Source organism: Chitinibacter sp. SCUT-21 (assembly GCA_041874755.1).
GTDB lineage: Bacteria > Pseudomonadota > Gammaproteobacteria > Burkholderiales > Chitinibacteraceae > Chitinibacter.
The window spans coordinates 188,564-204,210 of record CP102611.1 but is presented as its reverse complement, the minus strand read 5'-3'; the positions used below and the strand labels follow the sequence as shown (position 1 = coordinate 204,210).

At 48.9% G+C, this 15,647-nt stretch carries 11 protein-coding genes; 7 read left to right on the top strand and 4 right to left on the bottom strand.

The genetic code is table 11. The features are described from left to right. Window positions 1–129: 129 nt before the first annotated feature. From NT239_00895 to lysS, 3 genes are all read left to right on the top strand, one after another. Window positions 130–4,845 carry an NAD-glutamate dehydrogenase gene (locus NT239_00895; protein ID XGA71430.1) on the top strand — a complete coding sequence of 1,572 codons (4,716 nt, stop codon included), beginning with the start codon at window positions 130–132 and terminating at the stop codon, window positions 4,843–4,845. An 81-nt stretch (window positions 4,846–4,926) separates the two neighbouring features. Next, window positions 4,927–6,030 carry a peptide chain release factor 2 gene (gene prfB, locus NT239_00890; GenBank protein XGA71429.1) on the top strand — a complete coding sequence of 368 codons (1,104 nt, stop codon included), beginning with the start codon at window positions 4,927–4,929 and terminating at the stop codon, window positions 6,028–6,030. A 66-nt stretch (window positions 6,031–6,096) separates the two neighbouring features. Beyond that, a complete protein-coding gene (lysS, locus tag NT239_00885) occupies window positions 6,097–7,620 on the top strand; it encodes a lysine--tRNA ligase (protein XGA72835.1) in 1,524 nt (507 codons plus the stop codon). Between the two features lie 78 nt (window positions 7,621–7,698). Here the strand turns inward: lysS and NT239_00880 are convergent, their stop codons facing one another. Then, on the bottom strand, window positions 7,699–8,001 hold the full coding sequence (locus NT239_00880; GenBank protein ID XGA71428.1) for an HU family DNA-binding protein: 303 nt from the start codon (window positions 7,999–8,001) through the stop codon (window positions 7,699–7,701). Window positions 8,002–8,167: 166 nt separating this feature from the next. Here NT239_00880 and NT239_00875 point away from each other — a divergent pair, with 166 nt between their 5' ends. The 4 genes from NT239_00875 to NT239_00860 all read left to right on the top strand — a co-directional run bounded on the left by NT239_00875 (window position 8,168) and on the right by NT239_00860 (window position 12,234). Further along, complete coding sequence (locus tag NT239_00875) at window positions 8,168–9,394, top strand: MFS transporter (GenBank protein XGA71427.1); 1,227 nt, start codon at window positions 8,168–8,170, stop codon at window positions 9,392–9,394. 6 nt (window positions 9,395–9,400) lie between these two features. Then, the gene (gene mnmC / locus NT239_00870; GenBank protein XGA72834.1) at window positions 9,401–11,326 is read left to right on the top strand and encodes a bifunctional tRNA (5-methylaminomethyl-2-thiouridine)(34)-methyltransferase MnmD/FAD-dependent 5-carboxymethylaminomethyl-2-thiouridine(34) oxidoreductase MnmC; all 1,926 of its coding nucleotides are present in this window, start codon (window positions 9,401–9,403) and stop codon (window positions 11,324–11,326) included. 183 nt (window positions 11,327–11,509) lie between these two features. Further along, window positions 11,510–11,818, top strand: coding sequence for a DUF2917 domain-containing protein (locus NT239_00865; GenBank protein ID XGA71426.1), 309 nt, complete (start codon window positions 11,510–11,512; stop codon window positions 11,816–11,818). A 131-nt stretch (window positions 11,819–11,949) separates the two neighbouring features. Next, complete coding sequence (locus NT239_00860) at window positions 11,950–12,234, top strand: hypothetical protein (GenBank protein XGA71425.1); 285 nt, start codon at window positions 11,950–11,952, stop codon at window positions 12,232–12,234. Here NT239_00860 and NT239_00855 read toward each other — a convergent pair. From NT239_00855 to eno, 3 genes are all read right to left on the bottom strand, one after another. After that, entirely contained in the window at window positions 12,224–13,693 is a 1,470-nt protein-coding gene (locus NT239_00855; protein XGA71424.1) for a PLP-dependent aminotransferase family protein, read from the bottom strand. The two genes, NT239_00860 and NT239_00855, sit on opposite strands and share 11 nt — an antisense overlap. Window positions 13,694–13,787: 94 nt before the next feature. Next, a complete protein-coding gene (ftsB, locus tag NT239_00850) occupies window positions 13,788–14,120 on the bottom strand; it encodes a cell division protein FtsB (GenBank protein XGA71423.1) in 333 nt (110 codons plus the stop codon). Window positions 14,121–14,247: 127 nt separating this feature from the next. Continuing rightward, window positions 14,248–15,543 carry a phosphopyruvate hydratase gene (gene eno, locus NT239_00845; protein ID XGA71422.1) on the bottom strand — a complete coding sequence of 432 codons (1,296 nt, stop codon included), beginning with the start codon at window positions 15,541–15,543 and terminating at the stop codon, window positions 14,248–14,250. Between the last annotated feature and the right edge of the window lie 104 nt (window positions 15,544–15,647).

The following is a 15,647-nucleotide window of genomic DNA, read 5'->3' as shown; positions in this document are numbered from 1 at the left end:
CGTTAGTCACCGCCCTCATCCAATCATCCGAGTACTACGGGAAATCGGTTACAGACGCAATGTAGAGCATGGTGGAGATTCAACAACAAACATCCTAAAGTTTAACAAATGCCATATGGAGCTATCGCCATGCAACCAGACCTGCCTTTAACCGATCTAATCGTTTGCTTGCAACAGCAAGGCATGGCAGATGCCGGCACTATTGCGCCACAATATTTTGCAAATCTTTCGATCGAAGACTGGGAAGACAGAGACTTCAGGGATTGGGCCGGGGCTTTACTCTCCCACTGGCGTTTAGGCCAATCGCGCCCATCGAGGCAACACCTAGTGCGAATATATAATCCAACTCAAAATGAGCACGGCTGGCAGAGCGCCCACACAGTCATTGAAATCATCACCGATGATATGCCGTTCTTAGTGGATTCTGTAGGTATTGCAATCAACGCATTGAAGCTCAACACACTCAAGGTAATACACCCAGTTCTTAAGATAGAAAGAGGCAATAACAAGATTAAAAGGCTATCTGAAGAAGGCAATAAAGAGTCATGGATGCACTTTGAAGTAAGTCGCATCAGCCAAATAGCTCAAATGCAACAACTGCAAACCCATATAGAGTCCGCACTAGATGCGATCAATGCCTGCGTTCTTGATTGGACAAAAATGACCGAGTGCATTGTCGACATACTTGAAGATTTTAGAGAAAAACAAAGAATTTTAAATAAAGACAAAATAAAAGAAACCATTGCCTTCTTGGAGTGGTTACTTGCTGGGCACTACGTATTCTTAGGTATAAGAAAATATCAGTTTACTGACCAAGCCTTGATGATGAAAGGAGGCTCAGGGTTAGGTATTTTACGAGATTCAGGACAAGACTCCATATCCAAAATTTGGAACAGCCTAAGTGAAGAATTAAAAAAGATTGCTTATGCCCCTGATCGCTTATTAATGCTCACAAAATCAGATAAGCGCTCAATTATTCATCGCCCAGCCTATTTGGACACCATCTTAGTTAGAGATTTTGACAGTACTGGGCAATTTGTTGGTGAAACTCGTATTATAGGGCTCTACTCCTCAAGTGCTTATGCCGCACAACCACGCCAAATCCCTGTATTACGACAAAAAATCAAACAAGTTTTAGATACTTGTAATGCCGATTTGTCTGGCTACCGCGGGAAGGCATTACTAAACACCTTAGACACCTACCCTCGTGATGAATTAATTGAAATAGATGCGAATGAACTGAATCGGATAGCGCAAGGCATCGTGTCACTACACGAACGCTCACGTGTTCGTGCATTCTTCCGCAACGACATCTATCGGCGTTACGTTTCGGTAATGGTCTTTGTTCCTAGAGATAACTACAGCACAGAAGTTAGAGTCAAGATTGAGTCATTATTACTAGACCGTCTTCGCGGCCTCAGTGTGGAATACACCGTAGCACTTAGTGACGCGCCGCTCGCGCGCATTCAGTATATTGTTCGAGGCTCTGTCGACACAAAAATTGACTACGATCCAAAAGAAATTGAGCAAGAAATCGCTCAGCTAGCTCAACGCTGGATGGACGGACTAAAGCGAGAGTTAATTCATACACAAGGCGAAGAGCATGGTGCGCAGTTATTCCAGCGTTATCATTCAGCCTTTAGTGCTGCCTATTGCGCAGACTACCTTCCTCGCATCGCCGTGCATGACATTGAAGCACTTGAACTTAGCCAGCACCAAGAATTAGCAATTTCACTCAGCTCAGCCAGCCCTTTGGATACAAGCGTTTGGCGAGTTAAGCTTTATCGCCAGCATGCGATCGAACTTTCCGATTGTTTGCCGCTTTTGGAGAGTTTGGGCTTGCGCGTTTTGGATGAGCGGCCCTATCAAATTAAACCGCTGAATGGCGAGCCACTGTCGATTATGGATATTGGCGTTCGACTACCGAGTGGCGCCTCGTTGGAGTCAAGCCAAGATCGCGCTCGACTCAGCGATGCATTTATTGCGCTGTTTAGTAATCAGGCAGAAAACGACAATTTTAACCGTCTCACATTGCTAGCTGGTCTTGCTTGGCGCGAAGTGCTTATTCTTCGCGCCTATGCGCGCTACTTAAAACAAGTTGCGCTGAAATATGCAATGGAAACAATTGCCGATTGCTTGCTTAAATACCCGGCGCAAAGCCAGCAACTGGTCAATGCGTTCAATTTATTGCATCACCCAAATGACCCGCAAGAAGGCGTTGCCGAGATCATCCTTGAAGAAGTTGAACAAGCGGCAAAAGTGCTACCGAATGTTGATGAAGAGCGCATCCTCACCGGTTTTGTTCAGGCAATACGCGCAACTTTGCGCACGAATTTTTTCCAGCAACTAGACGGTCAAGCCAAGCCATATTTATCACTTAAAGTCGCCTCACCGCAGATTAGCTTTATGCCGCAACCCGTGCCGATGTGCGAGATTTTTGTTTACTCGCCGCAAATGGAGGGTATCCATCTGCGCGGAGGTAAAGTCGCTCGCGGCGGCTTGCGCTGGTCTGATCGCAAAGAAGACTTCCGCACCGAAGTGTTGGGCTTGGTCAAAGCCCAAATGGTAAAAAATACAGTGATTGTTCCTGTTGGCTCAAAAGGCGGCTTCATTGTTAAAAACACGCCAACCGAGCGAGATGCACTACAAAAAGCGGGCATCAGTTGCTATCAAACCTTTATTCGCGGTCTGCTAGATTTAACCGACAACTTTATCGATGGCCAAATCGTCCCGCCGGACAATGTACGTCGCCGTGATGGTGACGATCCATACTTGGTCGTGGCGGCAGACAAAGGCACTGCGTCCTTCTCGGATATTGCCAACCAAATCTCACAAGAATATGGCTTTTGGCTTGATGATGCTTTTGCCAGTGGTGGTTCGGTCGGCTATGACCATAAAAAAATGGGCATCACTGCGCGGGGGGCCTGGGTCTCGGTCGAACGTTCTTTCCGTGAGCTTGGCCTAAATACAAGAATCGAGCCTTTTACCGTGGCAGGCATCGGCGACATGTCTGGTGATGTATTCGGCAATGGTCTCTTAAGATCACCCCATACGCGCTTAGTCGCTGCTTTCGACCATCGGCATATCTTTATTGATCCAAATCCCGATGAGGCAGCAAGTTTTGCCGAACGTGAGCGTTTGTTTAATTTGCCCCGCTCGTCTTGGGATGACTACAACAAGCAGCTTATTTCGCAAGGCGGTGGCATTTGGCCACGCGGTGCGAAATCAATCACACTAAGCCCGCAAATGAAGACGCTATTAGATTGCGACGCCGATCATTTAGAGCCAAACGCCCTGCTACAGGCCATTTTAAAAGCCCCCGTTGATTTATTGTACAACGGCGGGATTGGTACTTACGTTAAAGCCAGCAGCCAAAGTCACGCCGAAGCCAATGACAGAAGCAACGACGCAATTCGAATTGATGGACGAGATTTGCGCTGCAAGGTCGTCGCGGAAGGCGGGAACCTCGGCTTTACGCAACTTGGCCGCGTTGAATATGCGGCCAAAGGTGGGCGTATCCATACCGACGCCATCGATAACTCGGCAGGTGTTGATTGCTCCGATCACGAAGTGAATATCAAGATTTTGTTGGGCCGGCTTATTGCCAATGGCGATTTAACTTTAAAACAGCGCAATGAACTGCTCGCTAGCATGACCGATGAAGTTGGCGCCTTGGTCCTCAGGGATAATGAGCTGCAAACACTCGCCATCTCGTTAGAGCATCAGCAGGCCCAGTCCTTACTCAGTGTGCATACGCGCATGATGCAGCACCTCGAGAAAACAGGAAAACTGTCGCGACGCATTGAATACCTGCCTAGCGATGGGCAATTGGCCGAGCGGCAGGCTGCAGGCCTAGGCTTATATCGTCCTGAGTTGGCGGTGCTGCTGGCCTACGCCAAAATCGTGCTGAATCAAGAATTGTTGGCGGAAACGCTCATTGATGATGAGCGCTGGAACGCCACCTTGGCGCGTTACTTCCCTCGCCCATTGCAGCAATCGTTCCAGAGCGCGATCGCAGCACACCCGCTGCGGCGCGAGATTGTCGCCACTTTGCTGACAAACCATACGATTAATCGCTTTGGTTTTAGCAGCGTTTATCGTTTACAAGAAGAAACCGAGCATAGCGCCAGCGAAGTTGTTGCGGCATTTTTGACTGCGCAGCATCTGCTCGATGCCGAAAAGCTAGCGCTTGACGTTGAGGCGCTCGATGGTGTGGTCGCGGCCGAAATTCAAATTGAAATGCAGCTGCAAATCCGTCGTTATTGCGAGCGTGTTGCGCGTTGGTTGATTCAACACCCGTTGAGCCAAGCCGAAAGCGACCATTTACACACCTGCGCGGCGCTGGTTTTGCCTAAACTGCCGGACTGGATCGCGGCCAGCCCTCGCTATGCCGAGCAAAAAGAGCGCTTAATTAACGCGGCAGTTCCTGCTGATTTGGCGATGAAGGTGCTGGTTTTGCAGGAGATTCAAGCCCTGCTTGAGATGGCAAGGCATGGCAATGACACCGGACAATTGGCTGATCGCTTGAAGCTCCACCTACTGCTGGGCGAATTGCTCGAGCTAAACTGGTTGCATTCGGCGATTGAAAAGCTGCCGCGTGACAACCGCTGGCAAACGCTAGCGCGTATGGCGGTGCGTGACGACCTAAGTGAATTGCAAGCGCAGCTCACTACTCAGGTGTGGCAATGCCACCAAAACGATCATTGTTTGGAGCAATGGCAGCAGCAAAATGGTGCGGCAATTGAACGAATTCGAGCCATGTTTATGGAGTTGCGCAATTCAACGCCAGATTTGGCAATGATTTCGGCGGCAATACGGGAGTTAAGACATCGCTTTTGTATGTAATTGCAGATGAAATTGCTCACAAAAACGGGCTTTAGGCTGATATAATTGGCGGTTTTGCACCAGCGGACGACGGACCATCGCATGGAAAGCGAACAGCTAAACCAGATTGAAAACCAGCTTAAAGAGCTCGGCGCACGTGCTGACGAACTTAAGCGCTACCTTGACTATCCAGGCAAAGTCGATCGCCTTGAGGAAGTGGTGCGCTTATCGGAAGCCCCTGAAACTTGGAACGACCCGAAAAAGGCCCAAGAAGTCGGCCGTGAGCGCAAATCGCTCGAAGACATCGTGCTCGTTCTCGATCGCGTAAGCAGTGGCGTTACGGACGCGCTTGAATTATTCGAAATGGCCAAAATGGAAGACGATTTTGGCACCGTCGAAGTCATTCAAGCTGATTACGTCGAGCTTGAGGCAGAAATTGCCAAGCTTGAGTTCCGTCGTATGTTCAGCAATCCAATGGACCCAATGCCGTGCTTTATCGACATTCAATCGGGCGCCGGCGGCACTGAGGCGCAAGATTGGGCTGGCATGCTGTTGCGCATGTACGTTCGCTACGGCGAGCGTAAAGGCTTTGGCGTCGAAATCATGGAGCAGTCGGATGGCGACATCGTCGGCATCAGCCAAGCAACGATCAAGCTGACTGGTGATTATGCTTACGGCTTCTTGCGCACCGAAACCGGCGTACACCGTCTGGTTCGCTGCTCACCGTACGACTCAAACAACCGCCGCCACACTTCGTTTGCCTCGGTGTTTGTCTATCCTGAAGTTGACGATAGCTTCGAGATCGAGATCAATCCAGCCGACGTTCGTACCGACACGTATCGCGCATCGGGCGCAGGTGGTCAGCACATTAATAAAACAGACTCGGCCGTTCGTTTGACGCACATTCCAACCAATACCGTCGTGCAATGTCAGAACGATCGCTCACAACACAAAAACCGCGACGAAGCATGGAAAATGTTGCGCGCCAAATTGTACGAGCTGGAGTTGCGCAAGCGGATGGAAGCGCAGCAATCGCTGGAAGCGACCAAATCCGATATCGGCTGGGGCCACCAAATTCGCTCCTACGTTTTCGATCAAAGCCGCATTAAAGACCTGCGTACCAGCTACGAGGTTGGCAATATCAAAGGCGTTATGGATGGCGACCTCGATGGCTTTATTGAAGCAAGCTTGAAGCAAGGCGTTTAAGCATTAATGCGGCAGATACATGCAAGTGTATCTGCCGCAAGACTATACACACATTAATTTGCAGGCATATACCCCATGTCAAACCCAAATACAGAAGAACAAGTTGTTCAGCAAGACGAAAATCAAATTATCGCCGAGCGCCGCGCTAAATTGGCCGCGATCCGCGAAAAAGGCGTTGCCTTCCCGAATGATTTCAAACGTGAACATTTGGCGGCTGATTTAGCGGCCCAGTACGGCGAGATCGAAAAAGAACCGCTAGAGGCTCAAGCGATTGCGGTATCTGTCGCTGGCCGTATTATGCTCAAACGCGTCATGGGCAAAGCCAGCTTTATCACGATTCAAGACGTTTCTGGCCGCATTCAGTTCTACATCAGCGGCCAAGCCGTTGGCGAAGATGTATATGCTGACTTTAAAACCTGGGATTTGGGCGACATCGTTGCTGCGCGTGGCACTTTGATGAAAACCAAAACTGGCGAATTGTCGGTGCATGTATCTGAATTGCGCTTGCTGACTAAATCACTGCGCCCACTGCCAGAGAAATTCCACGGCCTGACCGACCAAGAAACCAAATATCGTCAGCGTTACATCGATTTGATCACCAACGAGCAATCGCGCAACACCTTTATCAAACGCTCGAAAATTGTTCAGCGTTTGCGCGAATTCATGGTTGAGCAGCACTACCTCGAAGTTGAAACGCCAATGATGCACAGCATCCCGGGCGGCGCTTCAGCGAAGCCATTCGTAACGCACCACAATGCACTCGACATGCCGCTGTACCTGCGTATTGCACCAGAGTTGTATCTGAAACGCTTGGTCGTAGGCGGCTTAGAACGCGTATTCGAAGTGAACCGTAACTTCCGCAACGAAGGTATGAGCACGCGCCACAACCCAGAATTCACGATGATCGAATTCTACGAAGCGTACGCCGATTACCAACGCATGATGGAAATGACCGAAGGCATCATCCGCGCCTGCGCGATTGAAGCGACGGGTCACGCGGTCGTAACTTACCAAGGCAAAACGGTTGATCTATCTAAGCCATTTGCGCGCTTCACAATTGCCGAAGCGATCAAGCACTACAACCCAGAATACACTGATGAGCAACTAAACGATCGCGTTTTCTTGAAAGCTGAAATCGCCCGTTTGGGCGGCAAGCCAGTCTTGACCGACGGCATCGGCGGCCTGCAATTGAGCTTGTTTGAAGAAAATACCGAAGCTAAATTGTGGGAGCCAACATTCATCGTTGACTACCCTGCTGAAGTATCGCCACTGGCGCGTGCATCAGACACGCAACCTGGCATTACCGAACGATTCGAGTTGTTTATCGTTGGTCGCGAACACGCCAATGGCTACTCTGAGTTGAACGACCCAGAAGATCAAGCAGCGCGCTTCCAAGCGCAGGTTGACCTGAAAGACGCGGGCGATGATGAAGCGATGCACTTTGACGCCGACTACATCCGCGCACTGGAGCACGGCTTGGCACCAACCGGCGGCTGCGGCATTGGCATTGACCGTTTGGTGATGTTGCTAACCGACGCACCAAGCATTCGCGACGTGATTTTGTTCCCGCAAATGCGCCACGAAGACTAATTAACAGCAAGGGGTTCACCCTTGCCGTGACAATAAAAAAACCAGCCGAGGCTGGTTTTTTTGTTTGAAACACTTTAATTATTCTGCCGCAGGCATCGCAACAGCGTCTTTCAAGGCTTTGGCCGGTGTGAATTTCAATACTTTCTTGGCTGGGATTTGCACCGCTTCGCCAGTACGTGGGTTGCGCCCTACTCGCGCCTCGCGCGACTTCAGGGCAATTTTGCCTACATTCGGCAAAGTCACATCGCCGCCACCGGATACCGTAGCCGTGATTACCTCAGACAAAGTTTCGATCAGAGCGCCCACCGATTTTTTCGTTAATTCTGGGTGCTCGATACTTGCCAAGTTATGCACAATGGCGATGAGTTCAGTTTTTGTCATTTTTATGCGCGACCTGATTGAAATAATACAAGTGATTATGCCGCAGCCAGACCAGCTTAGGGAGAATGTTTCAGCGATTTTTAAGCAAAAAACATGGCATTGTAATTTTTACCAGACAAGCACGACTCATTGCTGGAAAATAACTACTTTAGTAACCGAGCAGTTTATGTCGCAGACATCGTCCCCCCCAATTACTCAGCTCACGTGGACAAGCTTACTCTTTCCAATAGCACTCGTTCTATTTGAATTTGCCACTTATATTTCAAACGATATGATTTTACCCGGCATGCCTGCCGTGGTGAAAGAATTTGGCGCCGACCCCGTTCTTATTCCATCGGCGATGACGCTGTGCTTGCTCGGCGGCGCAAGCTTGCAATGGCTACTCGGCCCCCTATCGGATCGTATTGGACGCAGACCAGTCATGCTGGGTGGCGCCATTTTTTTCACCTTAGCTAGTATTGGCATCATTTGGGCGCATACGTTTGGCATATTTCTACTGTTTCGTTTTTTGCAGGGTATTGGCCTGTGCTTCATTGGCGCCGTGGGTTACGCGGCTATACAGGAGAGTTTTACTGAAGTCATGGCCATTCGTGTCATGGCTTTGATGGCCAACGTCGCTTTAATCGCCCCTTTAATCGGCCCTGTGGCTGGCGCTGCGGTATTACAAATTGCCGATTGGCGCTGGATTTTTATTATCGTCACCTTCTTTTCAGCCGTGTCGCTAGTGGGCTTATGGCTAAAAATGCCAGAAACCTCACCCATGGATCGCTCCCCGCTGCGCTTGGGCACGCTGTGGCAGGATTATAAAATTGTTTTTCAAAATCGCCGCTTTGTCTATGGCGGGCTCGCCTTGGGCTTAAATATCGTGCCCTTACTTGGCTGGATTGCGCTCGCGCCTGTGATTTTGATGCAAACGGCAGGCTTGAGCACTTTAGCTTACGGCCTTTGGCAAATTCCAGTTTTTGCTGGTCTTATTTTGGGCAATATTTTACTCGCCAAGCTTGTTAGCTCTGTGCCGATTTATCGCTTAATCCGCCTTGGCACCATCCCGATGATGGCCGGTTTAAGCGCCTCACTCTATTTACTGCTCGCCCCAGCAAATTGGCTATGGCTGGTGTGGTCTATGGGTGTTGCAGCCATCGGCATGGGCATGGTCAATGCCGCGCTATACCGCCTAACGCTGTATGCCAGCGAGCAAAGCAAGGGCACGGTCGCCGCTGCTTTAGGCATGTTTAATATGGTTGTTTTTGCCGCCGGCATTGAGCTGTTAAAATGGAGCTACGCTAATTGGGGTAACCGCAGCTTTGTGTTGATTTGTTTTATTTCTGGTCTGTTTGCCGTGCTGGCGCGCCGTGCTTTTTTACGCGGACCGCACGGAGAAGAAGCCGCTTGATTGTCTATGCCCATTATCCCCGCCCAACTCGAATTTGCCGCAGACGGCCAGACGCTCTACTCCAGCCAATTTGACGATATTTATCACGCCAGTCATGACGCTATACAGCAAGCCGAAGCCGTTTTTTTAGCCGGCAATCAATTGCCGCAGCGCTGGCAAGGCAAAGATTGCTTTAGCATTATTGAAACGGGCTTTGGTCAAGGTCTTAATTTTCTGACCACATGGCTAAAGTGGCGCAATGATGAGCATCGATCCCAGCGCTTGCATTTTATCTCGGTAGAGCTCCATCCTTTTACGCGCGATAGCTTACAGCAACTACATCAGAGCTATCCGGAGCTGAGCGAACTTTCAGCACAACTGCTGGAGCATTGGCCGCATTTAACCCCTGGATTTCACCGCATTTGGCTAGACCAAGGCCAAGTTAGCTTAACGCTATTATTCGGCGATACGCTCAATATGCTACATGAGGTTTCGGGCAAAGTTGATGCGATCTATCTCGCAGGTTTTTCTCCGACCAAAAACCCAGAGATGTGGAGTTTGCCGGTCTTTAAAGCGCTGTGGCGTTTGTGCACAGCCGACACCACGCTAGCAAGCTACACCATAGCAAGCCATGTACTGGAGGGATTGCATGAGGCCGGTTTTACGACTTCCACAGCCGTGGACATTGCCAGCAAACGGCAAATGCTGATCGGATACTGCGCGCGCCTCCCCAAACCGCCGCGCGTCATTGTGCAACAACAGCCATACATCGTTACGGAAAAGTCGGCAATTATCATTGGCGCTGGCATTGCCGGCTGCGCAACGGCCGCAAGCCTAGCCGAGCGCGGCTGGTCTGTACTCATATTGGATGCAGAACACGATATTGCGCAGCGTGCCTCTGGGAACCATGTCGGCCTGTGCCATCCGACCTTTAGCAAAGATGACAATGCACTCGCGCGCTTAAGCCGAGCTGGTTTTTCACTGACGCGGCAAAAATTGCTGCACTTGGCGCAATCATCCGACTTGGTGCAGTTCGGTTTTGCAGGCCAATTTCAGGCAGCCCAAGACGATGAGCAAGAAACATTAATGCAAAAAACTGTACAAACGCTGCATTTTCCAGCATCACTTGTGCAATACCTAAATCAAGAACAAGCCTACGAAAAGCTTGGCACAACCCCGCCCCGCGGCGGATGGTGGTTTGAGCAGGGTGCTTGGCTAAACCCGAAGAGCCTATGTGTAGGGTATATTGCTAAAGAGCAAAATTTAATTAATTTTCAAGGCAATACCCACGTAGAATGCATTGAATTTATTAATGACCGTTGGCATCTTTTTTCGCATGATGCCCACTGCATTGCCACCACGAAAACACTGATTATTGCCAATGCTACCGCCGCTACACAGCTAATCAGCAACGCAGATTTGCCACTCAGTGAAAGTTGGCGTGCCGTTACCCAAGTACCTGCCGAATTGTTTGCTTCTGCGCTGCCCAGCTACTCGGGCAAGGCTTATCTCACCGCCGCGTGGAATGGCTGGCGCAGCTTAGGGGCAGCGGCCTTAATTAATGACAATACGGATGCGGCGCGAGACGCCAACCTCGCAGCATTAACTGATTTATTGCCAGACGTACAACCGCCACAGCCAAAACAAACCTACACAAGGGTATGCGCCCGACCAAACTCGCTTGATCGCCTTCCCTTAGTTGGAGCCTTGCATGCACCACTCAATAAACCCAGCGATAGGGAGGCTATACATCAATTATTTCAGATGCCTAGGCAGCCCGGTTTGTATACCGTACTAGGCTTTGGTTCGCGCGGAATTACCTGGCATGCATTAGCTGCGGAAATTATTGCATGCCAAATAAATAACGAGCCCTTGCCGATAGAACGCAGCTTAGTCAATGCCATAGATCCTGCACGGTTCGAATTGCGCGCGCTACGTAAAGGCAAAAAATAGGCGCACACCAAAAGCTTTCTACCAAAGTAAAACAGATCCTACCACCCACAAGGATTACAGTTACCACTAAAAGCAGCTCTGTACCCTAAATCGCAATACAGTTGTGCAACTTAAAAACCGAATCTTTGGGGCGTATTCTTTTGGCATTGAACAGTGCAACGCAAGATCCCAAGGAGAATCATCATGCAAGCCATACAGCTGCCAAAATCCAGCCTCTCTACCCTGAGCGGACACAAACAACAATGGATCATCTGTGAGCATGGCACAATTTGGCTAAGCGATGATGGCCATGATGTAATCCTACAGCGCGGGCAAAACTGGCAAGTAAAGAGCGATTATCCCGTTGTGATTGAGGCTTTTGCCAATAGCCGCTTCAATATTCAATCAGAGCAATTTTGCCCCGCTACCGCCCTACAAAAAGCACGCAATTGCTTCTCTGATTTTATTCACCAGTACATTCACCGCCCGACAATTAAAACCGCCACCGTATAACGTTCACCGCTTATCAGCATAAGCACGACGTTCAAATAATAAAGCTTTTCTCGCATTTAAAAGCGCCGATAGTCAAAGTACTGATCGGCGCTTTTATATTGCCCATTTGATCGCTGATCGAAGGAGGCATTATGTTACGAAAAGGATTACAGCTACTGATCATCTGCAGCTTATACAGCAACGGCAGTTACGCGCTTACCACCGATGACGACAGCAAAGCTGAGACCATGGTTGACCGTCTGCTGTTTATTAGCAGCACCATTGACGAGCTGTGTGGCGAGCACTTTGATGTAGTTTGGGTTGATGACCGTGGCATCAACCCACCTTGTATGATGAGTTACTCACAATCGTGCTCCGAAGCTCAAGGTCATCATGTCAACAGTTGCGAGGTCATGATGAAAGCGCTTAAAGATTAGCTTTCTTAACCACCAAATCTGGCAATTGAGCCCTAGCTAACTCCCCTAACCTTGCAATGGCCTTTTCATGACGTGTGGTCCAAGGCTCAACACAGCATATCCGCAAACAGTTACGATAACTGTGACTTGGGGAAAAAAGTGAACCGGGAGTAAAACTTATGCCTTCTGCTAAGGCCTCTTGCAGCAGGGTAATTGTATCAATTCCTTTATTAAGCTCAACCCACAAAACATACCCCCCTTGCGGCATATTAAGCCTTGTATCCGCAGGAAAGTGGCGCTGGATAGCATCAACGGCATTTTGCACTTGTTCGGCACAATTTTTTCGCAGGCGTCGCAAATGGTGATCATACCCGCCGGTCTCTAAAAACTTGGCAATCGTACGTTGCAATAACACAGGGGTTGAGTAGGTATTAATAAATTTTAACTGCTCAATTTTCTTCTGCCATTTACCCGCCAAAACCCAGCCTATGCGAAAGCCCGGGGCTACAATTTTAGTAAACGAAGATAACAACATCACATTGCCCGTACGATCAAACGCTTTGGCTGGCGTTGGCCTATCGCCGCTGTAACAAAATTCACCGTAGATATCGTCTTCAATCAGCGGGATGTTACGCTCTTCCAACAACTGAACAAGCCGCTGCTTGTTTTCATCGGGCATTAAGCTACCCAAAGGGTTTGCAAAATTAGGCAAAACAACACACGCCTTAACTTCACCATTGCGTGTAGCCAGCTCAAGCGCTTCGATCGAAATACCCGTTTTGGCATGAGTGGGGATTTCTAGCGCTTTGAGTTCGAAACTCTCCAAAATTTGCAGCAAGCCAAAATAAGCAGGTGACTCAATCGCTACAACGTCCCCAGGTTTAGTAACCGCTCGCAAACACAAATTGAGCGCTTCGATTCCACCTTGGGTGATAATCACTTCATCCGCCTCAACTTGCCCTCCCCACAAAAGGGATCGACGTGAAATCTGGCGGCGCAATTCAATATCACCTTGAGACTCGCCGTAATTAGCGATTAAATCCGGCTCTTGGCGACCGATCTGTGACATAAGCCGCTGAATCTGTTGATTGGGAAATAATTTGGGCGACAAGATCGCCATACCCAAGTCAACACGTATTTCCTTGTTAATTCGCCACAGAGCCGACGGTGTTAGCAATGGATCTATGAATACATGTGAGGGGTTTTTAGGTGGCGCAGTAATTTCAGGAATTGCCATACTTAGCTTCTGGCGAACATAGAATCCTGACTGAGGCCTAGCTTCAATTAAGCCACGATCTTCCAATTCACGATAAGCCTCCATCACTGTGGAAAGGCTAAGTTGACGCTGCCCCGATAATTTACGTATCGATGGCATTTTTTCGCCAACGCGCAACACGCCAGATTCGATGGCTTGCTCCATTTCTTCTGCAAGCTGGATATAGAGGGTTTTACGCTGTGTAGGGACTTGCAGATCTGCCATGGTCAACTCCTTAGATTGACTAACTATAACCTAAGTTGGCGCAGCATAACAGATGACAAATGAGTGCAGAAATACCAAACATGTTACGGTACAGTTACGGCCTTAACTGAATTTTTACAGGACTGCTACCAATCAATGAATTTTTAGCCTGCTCAGGCCGATCTAAAACCTGAAAAAATACTTCATCACCACGAATCATACCCAATTCGTTACGCGCTCGCTCTTCAATTGCTTCTGTACCTAGCTTCAAATCACGCACCTCGGCATCTAAAGCAGCATTACGCTCCTTCATCTTTTCATTTTCCGCCTGCCGTTGCGTTAGCTGGGTATCAAGTTGCCAAACGCGCATCCACCCCCCCTTGCCAATCCATAGTGGCCACTGCAAAGCAATAATTAAGGCGGCAAGTACTAGCGCTAAAATTCGCATCAAAAAAACACTATCCAAGAGTATTTATGTAAAAAAACCGGGGTTTGCACCCCGGTTTAGATATTACTACAGCTTGCCAGCAGCGTCGAAACCATCGCCAGCAATTACAACCTGATCACAACGCTAATTAGCCTTTCAGCTGATAGAAAGCGCCGACACCTGGGTAAACCGCTGCATCACCCAATTCTTCTTCGATGCGCAAGATTTGGTTGTATTTAGCGATACGGTCAGAACGGCTCAATGAACCTGTTTTGATCTGCATGCAGTTGGTTGCAACCGCCAAATCAGCGATCGTTGAATCTTCTGTTTCGCCTGAACGGTGACTCATTACTGAGGTGTAACCACTGCGTTTAGCCAACTCAACGGCCGCCAAAGTCTCTGTCAGAGAACCGATTTGGTTTACTTTGATCAAGATTGAGTTACAAATGCCGCGTTTGATACCTTCAGCCAAGATTTTGGTGTTAGTAACAAACAAGTCATCGCCAACCAATTGAACACGTTTACCCAAACGGTCAGTCAATACTTTCCAACCATCCCAGTCACGCTCGCCCATACCATCTTCGATAGAAATGATTGGGTATTTGTTAACCAAGCTTTCGAGGTAGTCAACCATTTCAGCGGAAGTGAAAGTGCGGCCGCCAGATTTTTTAAATACGTAGTTGCCATTGGCTTTGTCGTAGTATTCAGAAGCTGCACAATCCAAAGCGATGCGGAAATCGCTACCTGCTTTGTAGCCCGCTTTTTCAATCGCAGCCATGATCAAGTCCAGCGCTTCTTCTGGGCCAGCTACGTCAGGGGCGAAACCACCTTCGTCACCCACTTGCGTTGGCATGTGTTTGTCGTGCAGGATTTTTTTCAGGTTGTGGAATACTTCCGCGCCGTAACGCAAAGCTTCACGGAAAGTTGGCGCGCCAACTGGCACGATCATGATTTCTTGGAAGTCCAAGCTGTTAGATGCATGCTCGCCACCGTTGATAACGTTCATCATTGGTACTGGCAGAGCCATAGGGCCTGAACCACCTACGTAGCGGTACAGTGGCAAACCTGCCTCTTCTGCAGCAGCTTTTGCAACTGCCATAGAAACTGCGAGGATCGCATTCGCACCCATACTTGATTTGTCTTCGGTACCATCCAAATCGAGCATGGTTTGATCGATAAACGCTTGATCAGCAGCGTCTAGACCAATGATTGCTTCGCAGATTGCAGTATTGATGTTTTCAACTGCTTTCAAAACGCCTTTACCAAGGTAGCGTGATTTATCACCGTCACGCAATTCCAACGCTTCACGTTCACCAGTCGATGCACCAGATGGTACAGCCGCACGGCCCATTACACCCGATTCCAACAATACATCTGCTTCTACTGTCGGGTTGCCGCGAGAATCCAAAATTTCACGTGCAATAACTTCAACAATTGCGCTCATGGGTTTTACACCTTAAGTGGGTTTGAAGACAAAAAGGACTATATACAATATTTATGACATTAGCTGTTAGAAAATTACATTTCCAACAGGCAAGTCAAGAAACT